Raw genomic sequence first — 13,458 nt, 5'->3', positions numbered from 1 at the left:
ACCGGGGCATGAACGTAGACCGGAGAAGAGGCCTTCATGGACCGCCAGCAAGAGTTTGTCCTGCGCACGATCGAAGAGCGCGACGTACGTTTTGTGCGTTTGTGGTTCACCGACGTCGTGGGCTCGCTCAAGTCTGTGGCGCTGGCGCCGGCGGAGGTCGAAGGCGCCTTCGACGAGGGCCTCGGCTTCGACGGCTCGGCCATCGAAGGACTGGCCCGTGTCTTCGAGTCGGACATGCTGGCCCAGCCGGACCCGTCCACGTTCCAGATCCTGCCCTGGCGCGGCGAGACAGAGCAGACGTCCCGCATGTTCTGCGACATCCTGACACCCGACGGTGAGCCCTCGGCAGCTGATCCCCGCAACGTCCTCAAGCGCACCCTGGCCAAGGCCGCCGACATGGGGTTCACCTGCTACACGCACCCCGAGATCGAGTTCTACCTGCTCAAGTCGCAGGAGCCCGGCCCCGACGGTTCACCCATTCCGGTGGACGAGGGCGGCTACTTTGACCACGTCCCCGGCGGCGTGGCCCAGGACTTCCGCCGCACCGCCGTGACCATGCTGGAATCCGTGGGCATCTCCGTGGAGTTCAGCCACCACGAGGCCGGTCCGGGCCAGAACGAAATCGACCTGCGCTACGCCGACGCCCTGCAGACGGCGGACAACATCATGACCTTCCGCACCGTCATCAAGGAGGTGGCGCTGCAGCAGGGCACATACGCCACCTTCATGCCCAAGCCCTTCACAGCCCATCCGGGTTCGGGCATGCACACGCACTTCTCGCTATTCGAAGGTGACACCAACGCGTTCTTTGAGGCCGGTGCGGAGTTCCAGCTCTCCAAGACGGCGCGCCAGTTCATCGCCGGCATCCTCAAGCACGCTCCCGAACTCACGGCGGTCACCAACCAGTTCGTCAACTCCTACAAGCGCCTCTGGGGCGGGGGAGAGGCACCCAGCTACCTGAGCTGGGGCCACAACAACCGTTCCGCCCTGGTCCGGGTCCCGCTGTACAAGCCGGGCAAGGGACAGTCGGCCCGGATCGAATACCGCGGCATCGACTCGGCCGCCAACCCGTACCTTGCCTACGCCGTGCTCCTGGGCGCCGGTCTGAAGGGCATCGAGGAGGGCTACGAGCTGCCCGCAGCGGCCGAGGACGACATCTGGTCGCTGAGCTCCGCGGAGCGCCGCGCCATGGGCCACGACCCCCTCCCGGCCAGCCTGCACGACGCCATCCGTGCCATGGAGGACTCGGAACTGATGCCGCAAATCCTGGGCGAACAGGTCTTCGAACATTTCCTGCGCAACAAGCGGGCGGAGTGGCAGGACTACCGCCTGCAGGTGACCCCCTATGAGCTGCAGCGCAACCTGGCCATCCTTTAGGCGGCTGCGGTGAGCTTGGCCCGCCGGCTCATTACCGCCGGCTTCAGCGACCTCGAAAAGGGCGAGCGGTTCCTCGCCGCCCCCGAACTGGAGGGCATCGACCAGGACATCCTGTTTGCCGGCCTGCAGATGGCGGCGAACCCGGATGCCGCGCTGCAGTCCCTGGTCCGGCTGATCGAAAAGCACCCGGACCTGAGGAAGCTGGCAGCGGCGGACACCGAGGTGAGCGAACCGCTCTACCGTGTCCTGGGCGCCAGCGAAGCGCTGGGTGAGTTCCTGATCCGGCACCCGGAGCACCTCGACGCGTTCAACGTGACCGCCAGCCCGGAACCGCTCCAGGCCGACCCGGCCGAGCTGCGGGCCCAGCTGCTCAGGTCGGTGCGAGCCGACCCCACCGCAGCGCGGCCGGTGGCCGGCATCTCGGGCCCCGAGGCGTACGAGGCGCTCCGCACCGCGTACCGCAGGGGCGTGGTGGATCTGGCAGTCAAGGACCTCTGCGCCGCCGACCCGCTGGACTTCATGCCTGCCGTCGGGGCCGAACTCGCGGACTTGGCCGGGGCGGCCATCGAGGCCGCCCTTGCCGTCTCCCGCGCCGAAGCGGCAGGGAAGTTCGACGCCGGCGAGGTCGCCGACGTCGCACTGTCAGTGATCGGGATGGGCAAGTGCGGAGCCCGCGAACTGAACTACATTTCCGACGTCGATGTCATCTATGTGGTGGAGGCAGGCGGGCTGGACGACACGCGGGCCACCACCATCGGCACGGCGCTGGCCTCCGGGATCTCGCGGGCGATTTCCTCCCCGGCGCGCGAGCCAGGCCTGTGGGAGGTTGACGCCAACCTCCGCCCGGAAGGAAAGTCCGGCCCGCTGGTCCGGACGCTGGCTTCGCACCAGAGCTACTACGCCCGCTGGGCGGAAAGCTGGGAGTTCCAGGCGCTCCTGAAGGCGCGGACCATCGCCGGCGACGCAGAGCTGGGCGCCCGCTACGAGGAGGCCGTATCGCCGCTCGTGTGGACCTCGGCGAACCGCGACGGATTCGTTGAATCCGTGCAGGCGATGCGCCGCCGTGTGACCGAGCACATCCCGCCCGCCGAGGAACAGCGGCAGATCAAGCTGGGCCGGGGCGGACTGCGCGACGTCGAATTCACCGTTCAGCTCCTCCAGCTCGTGCACGGCAAATCGGACGAATCCCTCCGCCGCCGCGACACGACGTCGGCCATTGCCGCCCTGTCCACCGGCGGCTACATCGGCCGGGCGGATGCGGCCGCGTTCGACCATGCCTACCGTTACCTGCGCCTGCTGGAGCACCGCATCCAGCTTTTCCAGCTGCGCCGCACCCACCTCATGCCGGTCAAGGAGGAACCCCTCCGCACCCTGGCCAAGGCAGTGCTGGGCCCCTTCTCAACGGACCGGCCGCACCCGGATGCACTCCTGGCCGCGTGGCAAAAGACGAAGCGCTCCGTGCGTGAGCTCCATGACCGGATCTTCTACCGTCCGCTGCTGAACACTGCCGCCAAGCTCAGCAGCGAGGACGCACGCCTGACGCCCGAAGCCGCGCAGGGCCGGCTCGCTGCGCTCGGTTACCGGGACCCGCAGGGCGCACTCCGCCATATCGAGGCGCTGACCGCCGGTGTCAGCCGTCGGGCCGCCCTGCAGCGGCAGCTGCTGCCCATCCTTCTCGGCTGGCTGGCCGAGGGCGTAGACCCCGACGCCGGTCTGCTCGCCTTCCGCAGGATCAGCGAGGCCCTCGGCACCACGCACTGGTACCTTGGCATGCTCCGCGATTCGGCGGCGGCCGCCGAGCGGCTGTGCCACATGCTGTCCAACTCCCGGCTCATCGCCGACCTCCTCGAGGTTTCGCCGGAATCGGTGTCCTGGCTGGGCACGGACAAGGAACTCGCGCCGCTCAGCTTTGAGGCTCAGTGGCAGGAGATCGCCTCGAAGATGTCCCGGCACGCGGACCCGGAAAGCGCCATGCGCCTCATCAGGCTCATCCGCCGCCGTGAAATCCTGCGGATCGCCATCGCGGACAGCGCCGGCCTGCTCCGCCAGGACCAGGTGGGGGCAGCGCTGGCCGAGACGGACCGCGCCGCCATCCTGGGCGCCCTGCGGGTGGCGGAAAACATTGTCTCCGCCACCGGCCCCCTGAAGACTTCGGTGCTGGTGGTGGCCATGGGCAGGCAGGGCGGACAGGAGATCGGCTACGGTTCCGACGCCGACGTCCTGTACGTCCACCGCGCACTGCCCGGAGCGTCGGACGACGAAGCCCAGCAGCAGGCTGCAAAGATCGTGGGCCATCTCTCCAGCCTGCTGACGCAGCCGCTCAAACCGGCGATCATGGCTGAGCGGGTCCTCGCCGTGGACGCGGACCTCCGCCCGGAGGGGAAGAGCGGGGCCATGGTGCGGTCGCTGGAGTCCTATGGCGAGTACTACCGCCGCTGGTCGCTCATCTGGGAGGCGCAGGCGCTGCTCCGTGCGCGGCCGATCGCCGGCGACGACAGGCTCGCCGCGGACTTCGTGAAGCTGATCGATCCAATCCGCTACCCGGAGGCCGTCTCCGACGCCGACGTCCGGGAGATCCGCCGCATCAAGGCGCGGGTGGAATCCGAGCGGCTGCCCCGCGGTGCCGATCCCGCCAGGCACCTCAAGCTGGGACGCGGTGGCCTGAGCGACGTGGAATGGCTGGTGCAGCTGCTGCAGCTCCAGCACGCCGGAAACCATCCCGAGCTGCGCACCACGTCCACCCTGAAGGCCCTTCACGCGGCGGCCACGCTGGGGCTGCTGGAGGACGAGGACGCCCGCCTGCTCGCCGACGCGTGGCGGCTCGCCAGCCGGATCCGTTCTGCGAACGTGATCTGGACCGGCCGGGCTTCCGACCTGCTGCCCTCCTCCCGGCGCGACCTGGAGGCGGTGGCCCGGTGGTGCGGCTTTGAGGAAGGGATGGCCACGGCCTTCGAGGAGGATTACCTGAGGGTCAGCAGGCGGGCGCGTGCGGTGTTCGAGAAAGTCTTCTACGGCCACTGAACCGGTGCTAGGTTTGGGCGCATGGCTACCCAAATCTTCATGAACCTGCCCGTCCGGGACCTCGACAGATCCGTGCAGTTTTTCACTGCGCTGGGCTTTACATTCAACCAGGATTACACGGACGAGAACGCCACCTGCATGGTCATCAACGACGACGCCTTTGTGATGCTCCTCGTGGAAAAGTTCTTCAAGACGTTCACCGCCAAGGAGATCGTGGACGCGACCTCGGCCACCGAGGCCATCACGGCCTTCTCCGTGGACAGCCGGGACGCCGTGGACCAGATGGTGAGCAAGGCCCTGGCCGCCGGCGGAACCGAGTCGCAGCCGGTGCAGGATTATGGGTTCATGTACAGCCACAGCTTCCAGGATCCGGACGGGCACCTGTGGGAGGTCATGTGGATGGACCCGGCAGGTCCGCCCGACGACGCGGCGGGCCATGCCTCCTGACGGATCATGAGTCCGGACGTATGGCTCATTCCGTTGCGGGACCTGGACGCCGATGCCCGCGCCATCCAGCTGGGCGCGGTGGCGGAACTGGAACTTGCCCCGGGCCAGCTGGAGTTTGTGGGCGACCCGCTGCGCATGATGCTTGCAGGGCTGGAAGACGGGTCCCGCAGGCCCTATGTCATCGAGGCGGGCGGCAGGGCAGCAGGCGTGCTGACGCTGCAGTCGGGGGCAGCCCGGCTCGCCGGCTGGCCCGACGACGACTCCGCCTGGCTGCTCCGCGGGTTCCTCATCGACAGGCGGCGGCAGGGCCAGGGACTGGGCCAGGCGGCAGCCTCGGCGGCGGTGGCGGCGGCCGCCAAACTGACGGCCAGGCTGGGAGGCGGCCAGGCCGGCGTCGTGCTTTCCGTCAACGAGCGAAACCCGGCAGGGCAGGGAGCCTACCTGAAGGCGGGTTTTGCGGACAGAGGCCTTTATCTGGGGAGCGAGGCCGGCCCGCAGCGGACCATGTATGCCGCCTTCTGAACGTTAATCCCCCACAGAATCACCGCCGGACCGTTGCGCCGGCACCGGGGCATGCCTACGCTGTGTCTTGGCAGTGCACTTCAAACCTTGTTGGGGGGAAGGCTTGAAAAGGTCTTCGTCTCGGAGGCACTCGCCGGAACAGGCTGGCTCCCGGTCTCAGCACGTCGGGAGCCAGCTTCCGGAGCACCGACTGCGACAGGATCCGGCAAGCCACCATGCGGACCATGCGCGCGCGCAGGCGAAAAGAGACCGGGCACGAAGGCTCCGGAGGGCCGAGCTGCTGCTCATCGGGGCGGGAGTCGCGGCCACCCTCATCGCGGCGGCGTACCAGTACGCCGGGATCAGGAGCACGCTGGAAAGCAGCACCGCGTCCTCCCTCTACGCCCAGCAGCAGGAGATCGATAGGATCTTCGTGGACAACGTGGACCTGCAGCCGTATTTCTGGGGCCGCGGGAACTGCCTGACCCGTCGGTCATCCGGGACCCTGCGGCGAAGCTGGTGGCGGAGCAGCTGGCGGGCCGGGCGGAAGCTACGGCGCACCGCATCCTGGACCATTTCGCCCACCTCAGGTACCAGATGGGAACCCAGGCCTTCACTTCCGAACGGGCGGACTGGGAGGCCTACATGAGGCGGAGCTTCGCCGACTCCCTCATTCTGTGCCGCGCTCTGCGCGATGATCAGGAAGCCTTCGGCGGCGCGGGCCCGGATTCCCTCTGGGGACGGTACGCGGATGAACCCTGCCGGGGAACTTAGCCCGGAACGGCCGAGGGCGGCCACTGGTCAGAAACCGGTGGCCGCCCTCGGCGGTGTCAGGAGGATCTCCCGGGGCCAGACTAGACGCCGTAGTAGAGCTCGAACTCGTACGGGTTCGGGCGCAGGGACAGCGGGCGGATCTCGTTCTCGTACTTGTATTCGATCCAGGTGTCGATCAGGTCCTGCGTGAACACGCCGCCGGCCTGCAGGAACTCGTTGTCCTCGGCCAGTGCCTGCAGAGCTTCCTCGAGGGTGCCTGGAGCCTTGGGGATGTCCTTGGCTTCTTCGGCGGGGAGCTCGTAAAGGTCCTTGTCGATCGGAGCCGGGGGCTCGATGCGGTTGCGGATACCGTCGATGCCGGCCATCAGCTGGGCAGCGAAGGCCAGGTACGGGTTGGAGGAGGGGTCCGGAGCGCGGAACTCGATGCGCTTGGCCTTCGGATTGGAGCCCGTGATCGGGATACGGATACCGGCGGAGCGGTTGCCCTGCGAGTAGACCATGTTGACCGGGGCTTCGAAGCCCTTGACCAGGCGGCGGTAGGAGTTGACCGTCGGGTTGGTGAAGGCGAGGACAGCGTCGGCGTGCTTGAGCAGACCGCCGATGTACCAGCGGGCGGTGTCGGACAGGCCGGCGTAGCCCTTCTCGTCGTAGAACAGCGGCTCGCCGTTGCTCCACAGCGACTGGTGGCAGTGCATGCCCGAACCGTTGTCACCGAAGACCGGCTTCGGCATGAAGGTGACGGACTTGCCCCAGGCGTCAGCGGTGTTCTTGATGACGTACTTGAACTTCTGCAGGTCATCAGCCGCGTGGGTCAGCGTGGTGAACTTGTAGTTGATCTCGGCCTGGCCGGCGGAGCCAACTTCGTGGTGGCTGCGCTCGACCTCGAGGCCGGCCTCGTCCAGTGCGACACACATGGCGTCACGCAGGTCGGCCTGCTTGTCGGTCGGGGAAACCGGGAAGTAACCGCCCTTGACGGGGGTCTTGTAACCGAGGTTTCCGCCCTCTTCTTCACGGCCGGTGTTCCAGTGGGCTTCTTCGGAGTCGATCTTGTAGAAGCTGCCCTCGGGGGAGGACTTGTACTGGACGTTGTCGAACACGAAGAACTCTGCTTCGGGAGCGAAGAACGCGGTGTCGGCGATGCCGGTGGAGGCGAGGTAGGCTTCAGCCTTCTCTGCCACGCCACGGGGGTCGCGGTGGTACGGGTCGCCCGTACGGGGGTTCACGATGGAGAAGTTCAGCGCAAGGGTCTTCTCCATGCGGAAGGTGTCCAGGAACGCGGTGGTGACGTCCGGAATGAGCTGCATGTCAGACTCGGCGATGCCCTGGAAGCCGCGGATGGAGGAACCATCGAACAGCTGGCCGTTGACGAAGAAGTCTGCGTCCACGCTCTTGGCCGGCACGTTGAAGTGCTGCTGAACGCCCGGGAGGTCGGTGAAGCGGATATCGATAAACCGAATGTCTTCATCTTTGATGAACTTGAGGACTTCGTCCGCAGTCTTGAACATCTATGCTCCTTACGCATATGTAATAACTGGCTAGAAAGCCAAGTGGTCCAGCGCAATCCAATGAGCGGAAACACAAAAGTGCCCCGCTCCAGGCTCGCTAGCAACTGTTACCACCCTAGGGATTCGGGATTTCCCGTCCGTGTCCGCTTTGTTTCCGGCAGGTTACAGAACCTACTGATATGTAAACGCTATACGGTGTCCACACTGTGGTCCATGCCTATCCAGAGTGTGAACGTCGGCGGGGCCGCGGGCGGCTCGGTAAACTTAATGAGTGGTAGATCGCAAAGACATCGGTTCGTGGCTCAGCGGGCCGGACACTTCCGGCATTTCCAAGTACCCCGGGGAACGCCTGGGCTTTCCCGAGTCGGGCCCGGGGTCCATGGCCCGTGCCGGCCGCCGGATCCTGGCGATCACGATTGACTGGACCATCGCGCTGCTGATCAGCAACGTGTTCCTCGGCGGCAATTCCATGGCCACACTGGGCATCTTTGCGGCGGAGCAGATCCTGCTGGTCGGTACCCTGGGGTACAGCATCGGCCACCGCGTGATGGGCATCCACGTGGTGAAGCCGGACGGTTCAGCGGCTGGCCCGCTGGCCGCCCTGGTCCGCACTGTCCTGCTGTGCCTGGTGATTCCGGCGGTCATCTTCGACCCGGACCAGCGCGGACTCCATGACAAGGCCATGAACACGGTCCTCGTCCGCATGTAGCCGGCTGTCGGCATGTAGGCCGCTGCCGGCAGGCAGCCGCACGGGGGAGAGGTATCCCCGCCGGAGCGCCCACCGCTCAAACAGGACGGTGGCGAAGGGGAAAACCGCCGAGAGGCCCGCGAACAGCGCCACCCTGAATGGCCAGCGCTGCAGCCGCCACAGCACGAGGGCTGCCATTCCGTAGCCGATGAACAGTGCGCCGTGCACCGGGCCGGCAATCTCCACGCCGAGTTCGGTGGTCCCTGCGATCCACTTGAAGTACATGCCGGCCAGGAGCGCGGCCCAGCTGCAGGCTTCGGCCACCGCGAGAAGGCGGAAGGCACGGACGACGGCGGACGGGAGTTTCACAGGAGGCTCCGGCTTCTGTAGGGGCTGGGTCTGGCTGGCTGGGCAATGCCGTCCAAACGAAAACGCCCCGGGGCCGGCGCATATGCGGCGGGCCCGGGGCGTTTCGAGCGGATTAGCGTCCGCGCTGGGGGCGGGCTTTGTAGGGGTCCACGCCCTTGGGGATCGGAAGGCGGCTACCCAGCGACGAGATGCGCTTGGACACTGCGCTGACCTCGGTCTTGGTGAGCTCGTTGTTGAGCTTGTTCATCCTTTTCGCCACCTGGCTGATGGGGACCTGGCCGTCGCCGCGCCCGGTTTCGATGACGTGGATGGTGACATTGGGAAGGATGCGAGCCAGCTTCTTCCGCTCGCCTTCGATCAGCGGGCGCACGCGGTGCGTGGGGCCTTCGGCAACCAGCACGACGCCGGGACGCCCTACGGCGCGGAAAACGGCGTCCTGCGTGCGCGGGTTTACAGCCACGGGCTGTTCCTCGGTGATCCAGCCGCGTTTCAGCGTGCTGAGGGCTGCCCCGGACGCACCTGGCTGGTTTTCGATCTGGGCGAAGGCGGCCCGCTCGGCCCGGCGCGACAGGATGAAGGTAGCCGCCAGGAAACCCAGCGGGATGCCGATGATCAGGCCGGTAATCCAGTTGTTCAGCAACAGGCCAACGATGAGGCTGACAGCCACGACGCCCAGGAACGCCAGCAGCATGAGCCACGGCACCATGGGGTCGTGGCGGCGGGTCATGTTGAAGACTTCGCGGATCTGCTTGAGCCGGCTGGGCTTCTTTTCCTTCACGGCCTTCGGCTTGCGCCCAAAAAGACCGCGCTTGGAGCCATCAGCGGCTGCAGGAGTGTTGTTGCTGGAGTCAGGGGATTTCGCCATAGTGCCTTAATTCTACGTGATCCATGACAAAGGGCCGGACGCCGAAATGTTCGACGTCCGGCCCTTGGCCACGGGAAATACGTGCCGCTACTGGTGTGCTGCGAGCAGGGAGCTGGCTTCCTGGCGGGTGGTTCCGGAGTCTTGGATGCCGTCGGCGATGTGGGCGAGTTCGGCGGGGATGTCGCGGCCTTTTTTGCGCATGGCGGTGGCCCAGAGCCTGCCGGCGCGGTAGGAGGAGCGGACCAGGGGTCCGGACATGACGCCGAGGAACCCGATTTCTTCGGCTTCGTGCTGGAGGTCCACGAATTCCTGTGGCTTGACCCAGCGGTCCACGGGCAGGTGCCGTTCGGAGGGGCGCAGGTACTGGGTGATGGTGATCAGGTCGCAGCCGGCCTGGTGGAGGTCGCGGAGGGCTTCGGAGATTTCCTCGCGGGTTTCGCCCATGCCCAGGATCAGGTTGGACTTGGTGACCATGCCCAGGTTCCGGCCCTGGCTGATGACGTCCAGGGAGCGTTCGTAGCGGAATGCGGGGCGGATGCGCTTGAAGATCCGGGGCACGGTTTCGACGTTGTGCGCGAACACCTCGGGGGCGGAGTCGCAGATCGCGGCGATGTGTTCGGGTTTGCCGGAGAAGTCCGGGATCAGGAGTTCGACGCCGGTGCCGGGGTTAAGTTCGTGGATCTTGCGGACCGTTTCGGCGTAGAGCCAGACGCCTTCGTCTTCGAGGTCGTCCCGGGCGACGCCGGTGACGGTGGCGTAGCGCAGCTGCATGGCGTGGACGGAGCGGGCGACCTTGGTGGGTTCGAACCGGTCCACGGGGGAGGGTTTGCCGGTGTCGATCTGGCAGAAGTCGCAGCGGCGGGTGCATTCGGAGCCGCCGATCAGGAAGGTGGCTTCCTTGTCTTCCCAGCATTCGAAGATGTTGGGGCAGCCGGCCTCTTCGCAGACGGTGTGCAGGCCTTCCTTCTTGACCAGGTTCTTCAGGCCGACGAATTCCGGGCCCATCTGGACCTTGGCCTTGATCCAGTCCGGTTTGCGTTCCACCGGGGTGGCCGCATTGCGCTGCTCGATCCGCAGCATTTTCCGGCCTTCTGGTGCCAGTGTCACAGGAGAGCTCCTTCGGGGGTTGCAACTAGGGCGTCTTCATTGTTGCGCAGTTCCTCGGTGATCCGCGAAACGAGATCGGCGGGGGACACGTCGCGGCCCGTTTCCTGGGCGATGGTGGTCACACCGGCGTCGGTGATCCCGCAGGCGATGATCTGGGCGTAGGGCGCGAGGTCGTTGTTGCAGTTGATGGAGAAGCCGTGCATGGTCACGCCCTGGCTGACCCGGATGCCGATGGCGGCGATCTTGCGGGCGGGGCCCTTGGCGTCTTCGTCGATCCAGACACCTGCGCGCCCCTTGATCCGGACCGCCGGGATGCCGTAGTCCGCGAGCACCGCGATGATCACGGCCTCCAGCCGCTCCACGTAATCGCGGATGCCTGCCTTGTTCTTCAGCTTGATGATCGGGTACCCGATAAGCTGGCCCGGCCCGTGCCAGGTGAGCTTGCCGCCGCGGTCCACGGGAACCACGGGGGTGCCGTCGAACGGCCGCTCGTGATCCTCGGTCAGCTTTCCGGCCGTGTAGACGGCGGCATGTTCGAGGAGGAGTACGGTGCTGGGGGCCTTGCCGGCCAGGACATTTTCATGGATTTCGCGCTGGATGTCCCAGGCGTGGCTGTAATCAACGAAATCCGGGGCAAGACCGAGCTTTGTGAACTCAAGAGTCATGCATTCCAGCTTAGACCTCAGCCGGCGTCCTGCCCGGGAGTGTGCCCAAGCTCTCACCCCGACCCTGGTCACATTCCACCCCGTTCCTGAGCAGGCCGAGCGCCCGGGCGTGCCTGTGGATAACTTCTGCAGGAATTGCCGGTTTCCGGTACTCCTTAAGCCATGGACCAGCACAGCTTGGAAAACCACAACCGGGAAGCGGCGCCTGTCGCCGGCGGCTACTCTGCGTGCCGCCGGCTGGGCCGGGGCGGCAGCGCCGAAGTGTGGCTGGTGTCGCAGGACTCCACTGGCGTGAAGTTTGCCCTGAAGTGCTTCGGCCGGCCTCCGGGCGGCGGTGATCCCGGCGGTGGTGAACCAGGCAGCAGTGAACCAGGCAGCAGTGAACCAGGCAGCAGTGAACCAGGCAGTGGGTTCATGGCCCGGGAGGAGGAAGTCCGCCGGGAACTTCTGGTGATCTCTGTCCTGGACCATGAACACCTCGTGAAGGCACACGGCGTGGTCAGTGTGGATCAGCCTGGCCGGACTGATGTGCCTGGCCGGACAGATGAACCCGGAAGGGGCGGCTTCGGTCTTCTGATGGACTACGCGGCCGGTGGCTCGTTGCAGCAGCTGGTTACGGCGAGGGGCGCCCTGAGCGTCGGCGAGACGGTGACGGTCCTGACTCCCATCGCGCAGGTTCTGGGCTATCTGCACGGCAAGGGCTTTACGCACTCTGACGTCGCACCGGGCAACGTACTCTTCACCGCACATGGGAAGCCGCTGCTGGCCGATCTCGGTGTCGCACGGATGGTGGGGGACTTTTCCGGTGTTCCTGACTGGCGCACCGACGGCTTTGCGGATCCGGCTCCGGTGGACGCGGTCCGGGCCGGACTGCAGCCGGAACGCGATGTCTATGCGGCCGCTGCCCTGGGCTGGTACTGCCTCACCGGACAGCCCCCACCGCCGTCAGCGGCGAGGCCACCGCTCTCCCTGCTTGTTCCTGATGTGCCGGCCGAGCTGGCGGCTGCGCTCGAGGCTGGTCTCAGCGACGACCGGCGTCGACGTCCGGCTGCCGCCGAGCTTGCCACGGCCGTCTACCGCAGCGCGACTGCATTACCCGTGGACCTGTCGCGCTCGGTGCACCACAGCGTTCTCCCCGAGTTGCTGACGCGCAGACCCGTCCCGCCGCCAGGCGGGCGACTGAGGAAGCGCCTGCTCGCGTGGGGGAGGCGGCTGAAGAGCACCGGCTGGGTAGCGGCGTTGGGCAGGCCGGCACCTGGTGGGTTTCCGCGAGCGGCACTGGCGGAGCCGGCGGCGGCGCCCCCGTCCGGGGCTGTCCGGAATACCGGAGACAGCCGCCGTGTCAGACACGCGGCAGTCGGGCATGCCGCTGCCAGGGATACCGCGGTCGGGCGCACCGTCAGGCACACCGCGGCCAGTCGGCCGCCCCGACATTCCGCGGGCAGCACGGCAGACGGTGCCTTGCCGATGCGGTCCCGCTGGGCTGCCGCAACCGGCGCGGCCGCCAGCAGGCGTCTGGCAGTAACGGGCGTGCTCACGGCAGCGGTGCTTGCCGGCGCCGGGCTTCTGGGACTTCCCGGGGTGGCACATGAGTCAGGCCATTCGGCTCAGGACCGGACATCGGCGGCCCGGGAGTCAGGCCGGGCGGCGCTGGAGGCAGTCCTGCCGGCGGCCAACCCCAGGTCCCCCCAAAGCGCTGGAGCACAGGCGGCCACCCTGCCCGTTGTTGTCCGGCGGCGGCTCGCGTCGAAGGATCCGGAGGAAGCCGTTCTCGGGCTGGCGCAACTGCGTTCGCTGGCGCTGCGGGAGGGCAGGCTGGACTTGCTCGACGAGGTCAATGCTCCGAACACCCCGGCCCATGCCGCAGACCAACGGATCCGGGCCGGGCTGGAGAAATCCGGGACGCTGCTGGCCGGCTTCACCACGGGCCTCTCCGGTGTTCGCCGACTCCCCGGAAGCACGGCTGCGAGGGCCGTGGTGGCCGTGACGACGTCCACCTCGGCGTATGAGGAGCGCTCCGCCGGAGGTGCGGTCGTGGCCACCGGAGCGCCACAGCAGGATGTCAGGCTGCGGCTCGTCCTGGTCCAGGCGGCGGGACGCTGGCGCATCGCCGATATTCTGCCGGCGGCCTGAACTACC

General features: G+C 66.9%; 11 protein-coding genes and 1 pseudogene. 7 read left to right on the top strand and 5 right to left on the bottom strand.

Annotation, left to right across the window (positions count from 1 at the left end):
• The first annotated feature begins 36 nt into the window (after window positions 1-36).
• From glnA (ABIE00_RS15500) to ABIE00_RS15480, 5 genes are all read left to right on the top strand, one after another.
• Window positions 37-1,377, top strand: coding sequence for a type I glutamate--ammonia ligase (gene glnA, locus ABIE00_RS15500; RefSeq protein WP_190603385.1), 1,341 nt, complete (start codon window positions 37-39; stop codon window positions 1,375-1,377).
• A gap of 9 nt (window positions 1,378-1,386) precedes the next feature.
• Window positions 1,387-4,398, top strand: coding sequence for a bifunctional [glutamine synthetase] adenylyltransferase/[glutamine synthetase]-adenylyl-L-tyrosine phosphorylase (locus ABIE00_RS15495; RefSeq protein ID WP_354261671.1), 3,012 nt, complete (start codon window positions 1,387-1,389; stop codon window positions 4,396-4,398).
• Between the two features lie 21 nt (window positions 4,399-4,419).
• Window positions 4,420-4,845, top strand: coding sequence for a VOC family protein (locus tag ABIE00_RS15490; RefSeq protein WP_354261670.1), 426 nt, complete (start codon window positions 4,420-4,422; stop codon window positions 4,843-4,845).
• A gap of 6 nt (window positions 4,846-4,851) precedes the next feature.
• Entirely contained in the window at window positions 4,852-5,367 is a 516-nt protein-coding gene (locus ABIE00_RS15485; RefSeq protein WP_354261669.1) for a GNAT family N-acetyltransferase, read from the top strand.
• A gap of 498 nt (window positions 5,368-5,865) precedes the next feature.
• Window positions 5,866-6,120 (top strand): hypothetical protein, encoded by a 255-nt coding sequence (locus ABIE00_RS15480; protein WP_354261668.1) that lies wholly within the window; start codon window positions 5,866-5,868, stop codon window positions 6,118-6,120.
• Between the two features lie 80 nt (window positions 6,121-6,200).
• Here ABIE00_RS15480 and glnA (ABIE00_RS15475) read toward each other — a convergent pair whose 3' ends face one another.
• Entirely contained in the window at window positions 6,201-7,625 is a 1,425-nt protein-coding gene (gene glnA / locus ABIE00_RS15475) for a type I glutamate--ammonia ligase (RefSeq protein ID WP_331573456.1), read from the bottom strand.
• Between the two features lie 271 nt (window positions 7,626-7,896).
• Between glnA (ABIE00_RS15475) and ABIE00_RS15470 the strand changes: the two genes are divergently transcribed.
• Entirely contained in the window at window positions 7,897-8,334 is a 438-nt protein-coding gene (locus tag ABIE00_RS15470; RefSeq protein WP_354261667.1) for an RDD family protein, read from the top strand.
• A gap of 123 nt (window positions 8,335-8,457) precedes the next feature.
• Here the strand turns inward: ABIE00_RS15470 and ABIE00_RS25985 are convergent.
• The 4 genes and pseudogenes from ABIE00_RS25985 to lipB form a co-directional block, all read right to left on the bottom strand.
• Window positions 8,458-8,598 (bottom strand): annotated as a pseudogene (locus ABIE00_RS25985) (DUF3817 domain-containing protein); the annotation flags it as partial.
• A 196-nt stretch (window positions 8,599-8,794) separates the two neighbouring features.
• Entirely contained in the window at window positions 8,795-9,547 is a 753-nt protein-coding gene (locus ABIE00_RS15460; protein ID WP_354261666.1) for a DUF4191 domain-containing protein, read from the bottom strand.
• Window positions 9,548-9,634: 87 nt separating this feature from the next.
• Entirely contained in the window at window positions 9,635-10,654 is a 1,020-nt protein-coding gene (gene lipA, locus ABIE00_RS15455; RefSeq protein WP_354261665.1) for a lipoyl synthase, read from the bottom strand.
• Window positions 10,651-11,319, bottom strand: a complete 669-nt coding sequence (gene lipB, locus ABIE00_RS15450) for a lipoyl(octanoyl) transferase LipB (protein WP_354261664.1) — start codon at window positions 11,317-11,319, stop codon at window positions 10,651-10,653. Before lipB ends, lipA begins: the two co-directional genes overlap by 4 nt.
• A 162-nt stretch (window positions 11,320-11,481) precedes the next feature.
• Here lipB and ABIE00_RS15445 point away from each other — a divergent pair, with 162 nt between their 5' ends.
• Window positions 11,482-13,452 (top strand): serine/threonine protein kinase, encoded by a 1,971-nt coding sequence (locus ABIE00_RS15445; RefSeq protein WP_354261663.1) that lies wholly within the window; start codon window positions 11,482-11,484, stop codon window positions 13,450-13,452.
• The last annotated feature ends 6 nt before the right edge of the window (window positions 13,453-13,458 follow it).

The organism is Arthrobacter sp. OAP107 (assembly GCF_040546765.1).
GTDB lineage: Bacteria > Actinomycetota > Actinomycetes > Actinomycetales > Micrococcaceae > Arthrobacter.
The sequence above is the reverse complement of the archived record's forward strand: the minus strand, read 5'-3'. Positions and strand labels throughout refer to the sequence as shown.

What these genes read in the sequence shown, in the direction of transcription:
- ABIE00_RS15445 (WP_354261663.1), top strand. Translation starts at nt 11,482, where the DNA reads ATGGACCAGCACAGCTTGGAAAACCACAACCGGGAAGCGGCGCCTGTC.
- glnA (WP_331573456.1), bottom strand. Translation starts at nt 7,625, where the DNA reads ATGTTCAAGACTGCGGACGAAGTCCTCAAGTTCATCAAAGATGAAGAC.
- ABIE00_RS15485 (WP_354261669.1), top strand. Translation starts at nt 4,852, where the DNA reads ATGAGTCCGGACGTATGGCTCATTCCGTTGCGGGACCTGGACGCCGAT.
- ABIE00_RS15490 (WP_354261670.1), top strand. Translation starts at nt 4,420, where the DNA reads ATGGCTACCCAAATCTTCATGAACCTGCCCGTCCGGGACCTCGACAGA.
- ABIE00_RS15460 (WP_354261666.1), bottom strand. Translation starts at nt 9,547, where the DNA reads ATGGCGAAATCCCCTGACTCCAGCAACAACACTCCTGCAGCCGCTGAT.
- glnA (WP_190603385.1), top strand. Translation starts at nt 37, where the DNA reads ATGGACCGCCAGCAAGAGTTTGTCCTGCGCACGATCGAAGAGCGCGAC.
- lipB (WP_354261664.1), bottom strand. Translation starts at nt 11,319, where the DNA reads ATGACTCTTGAGTTCACAAAGCTCGGTCTTGCCCCGGATTTCGTTGAT.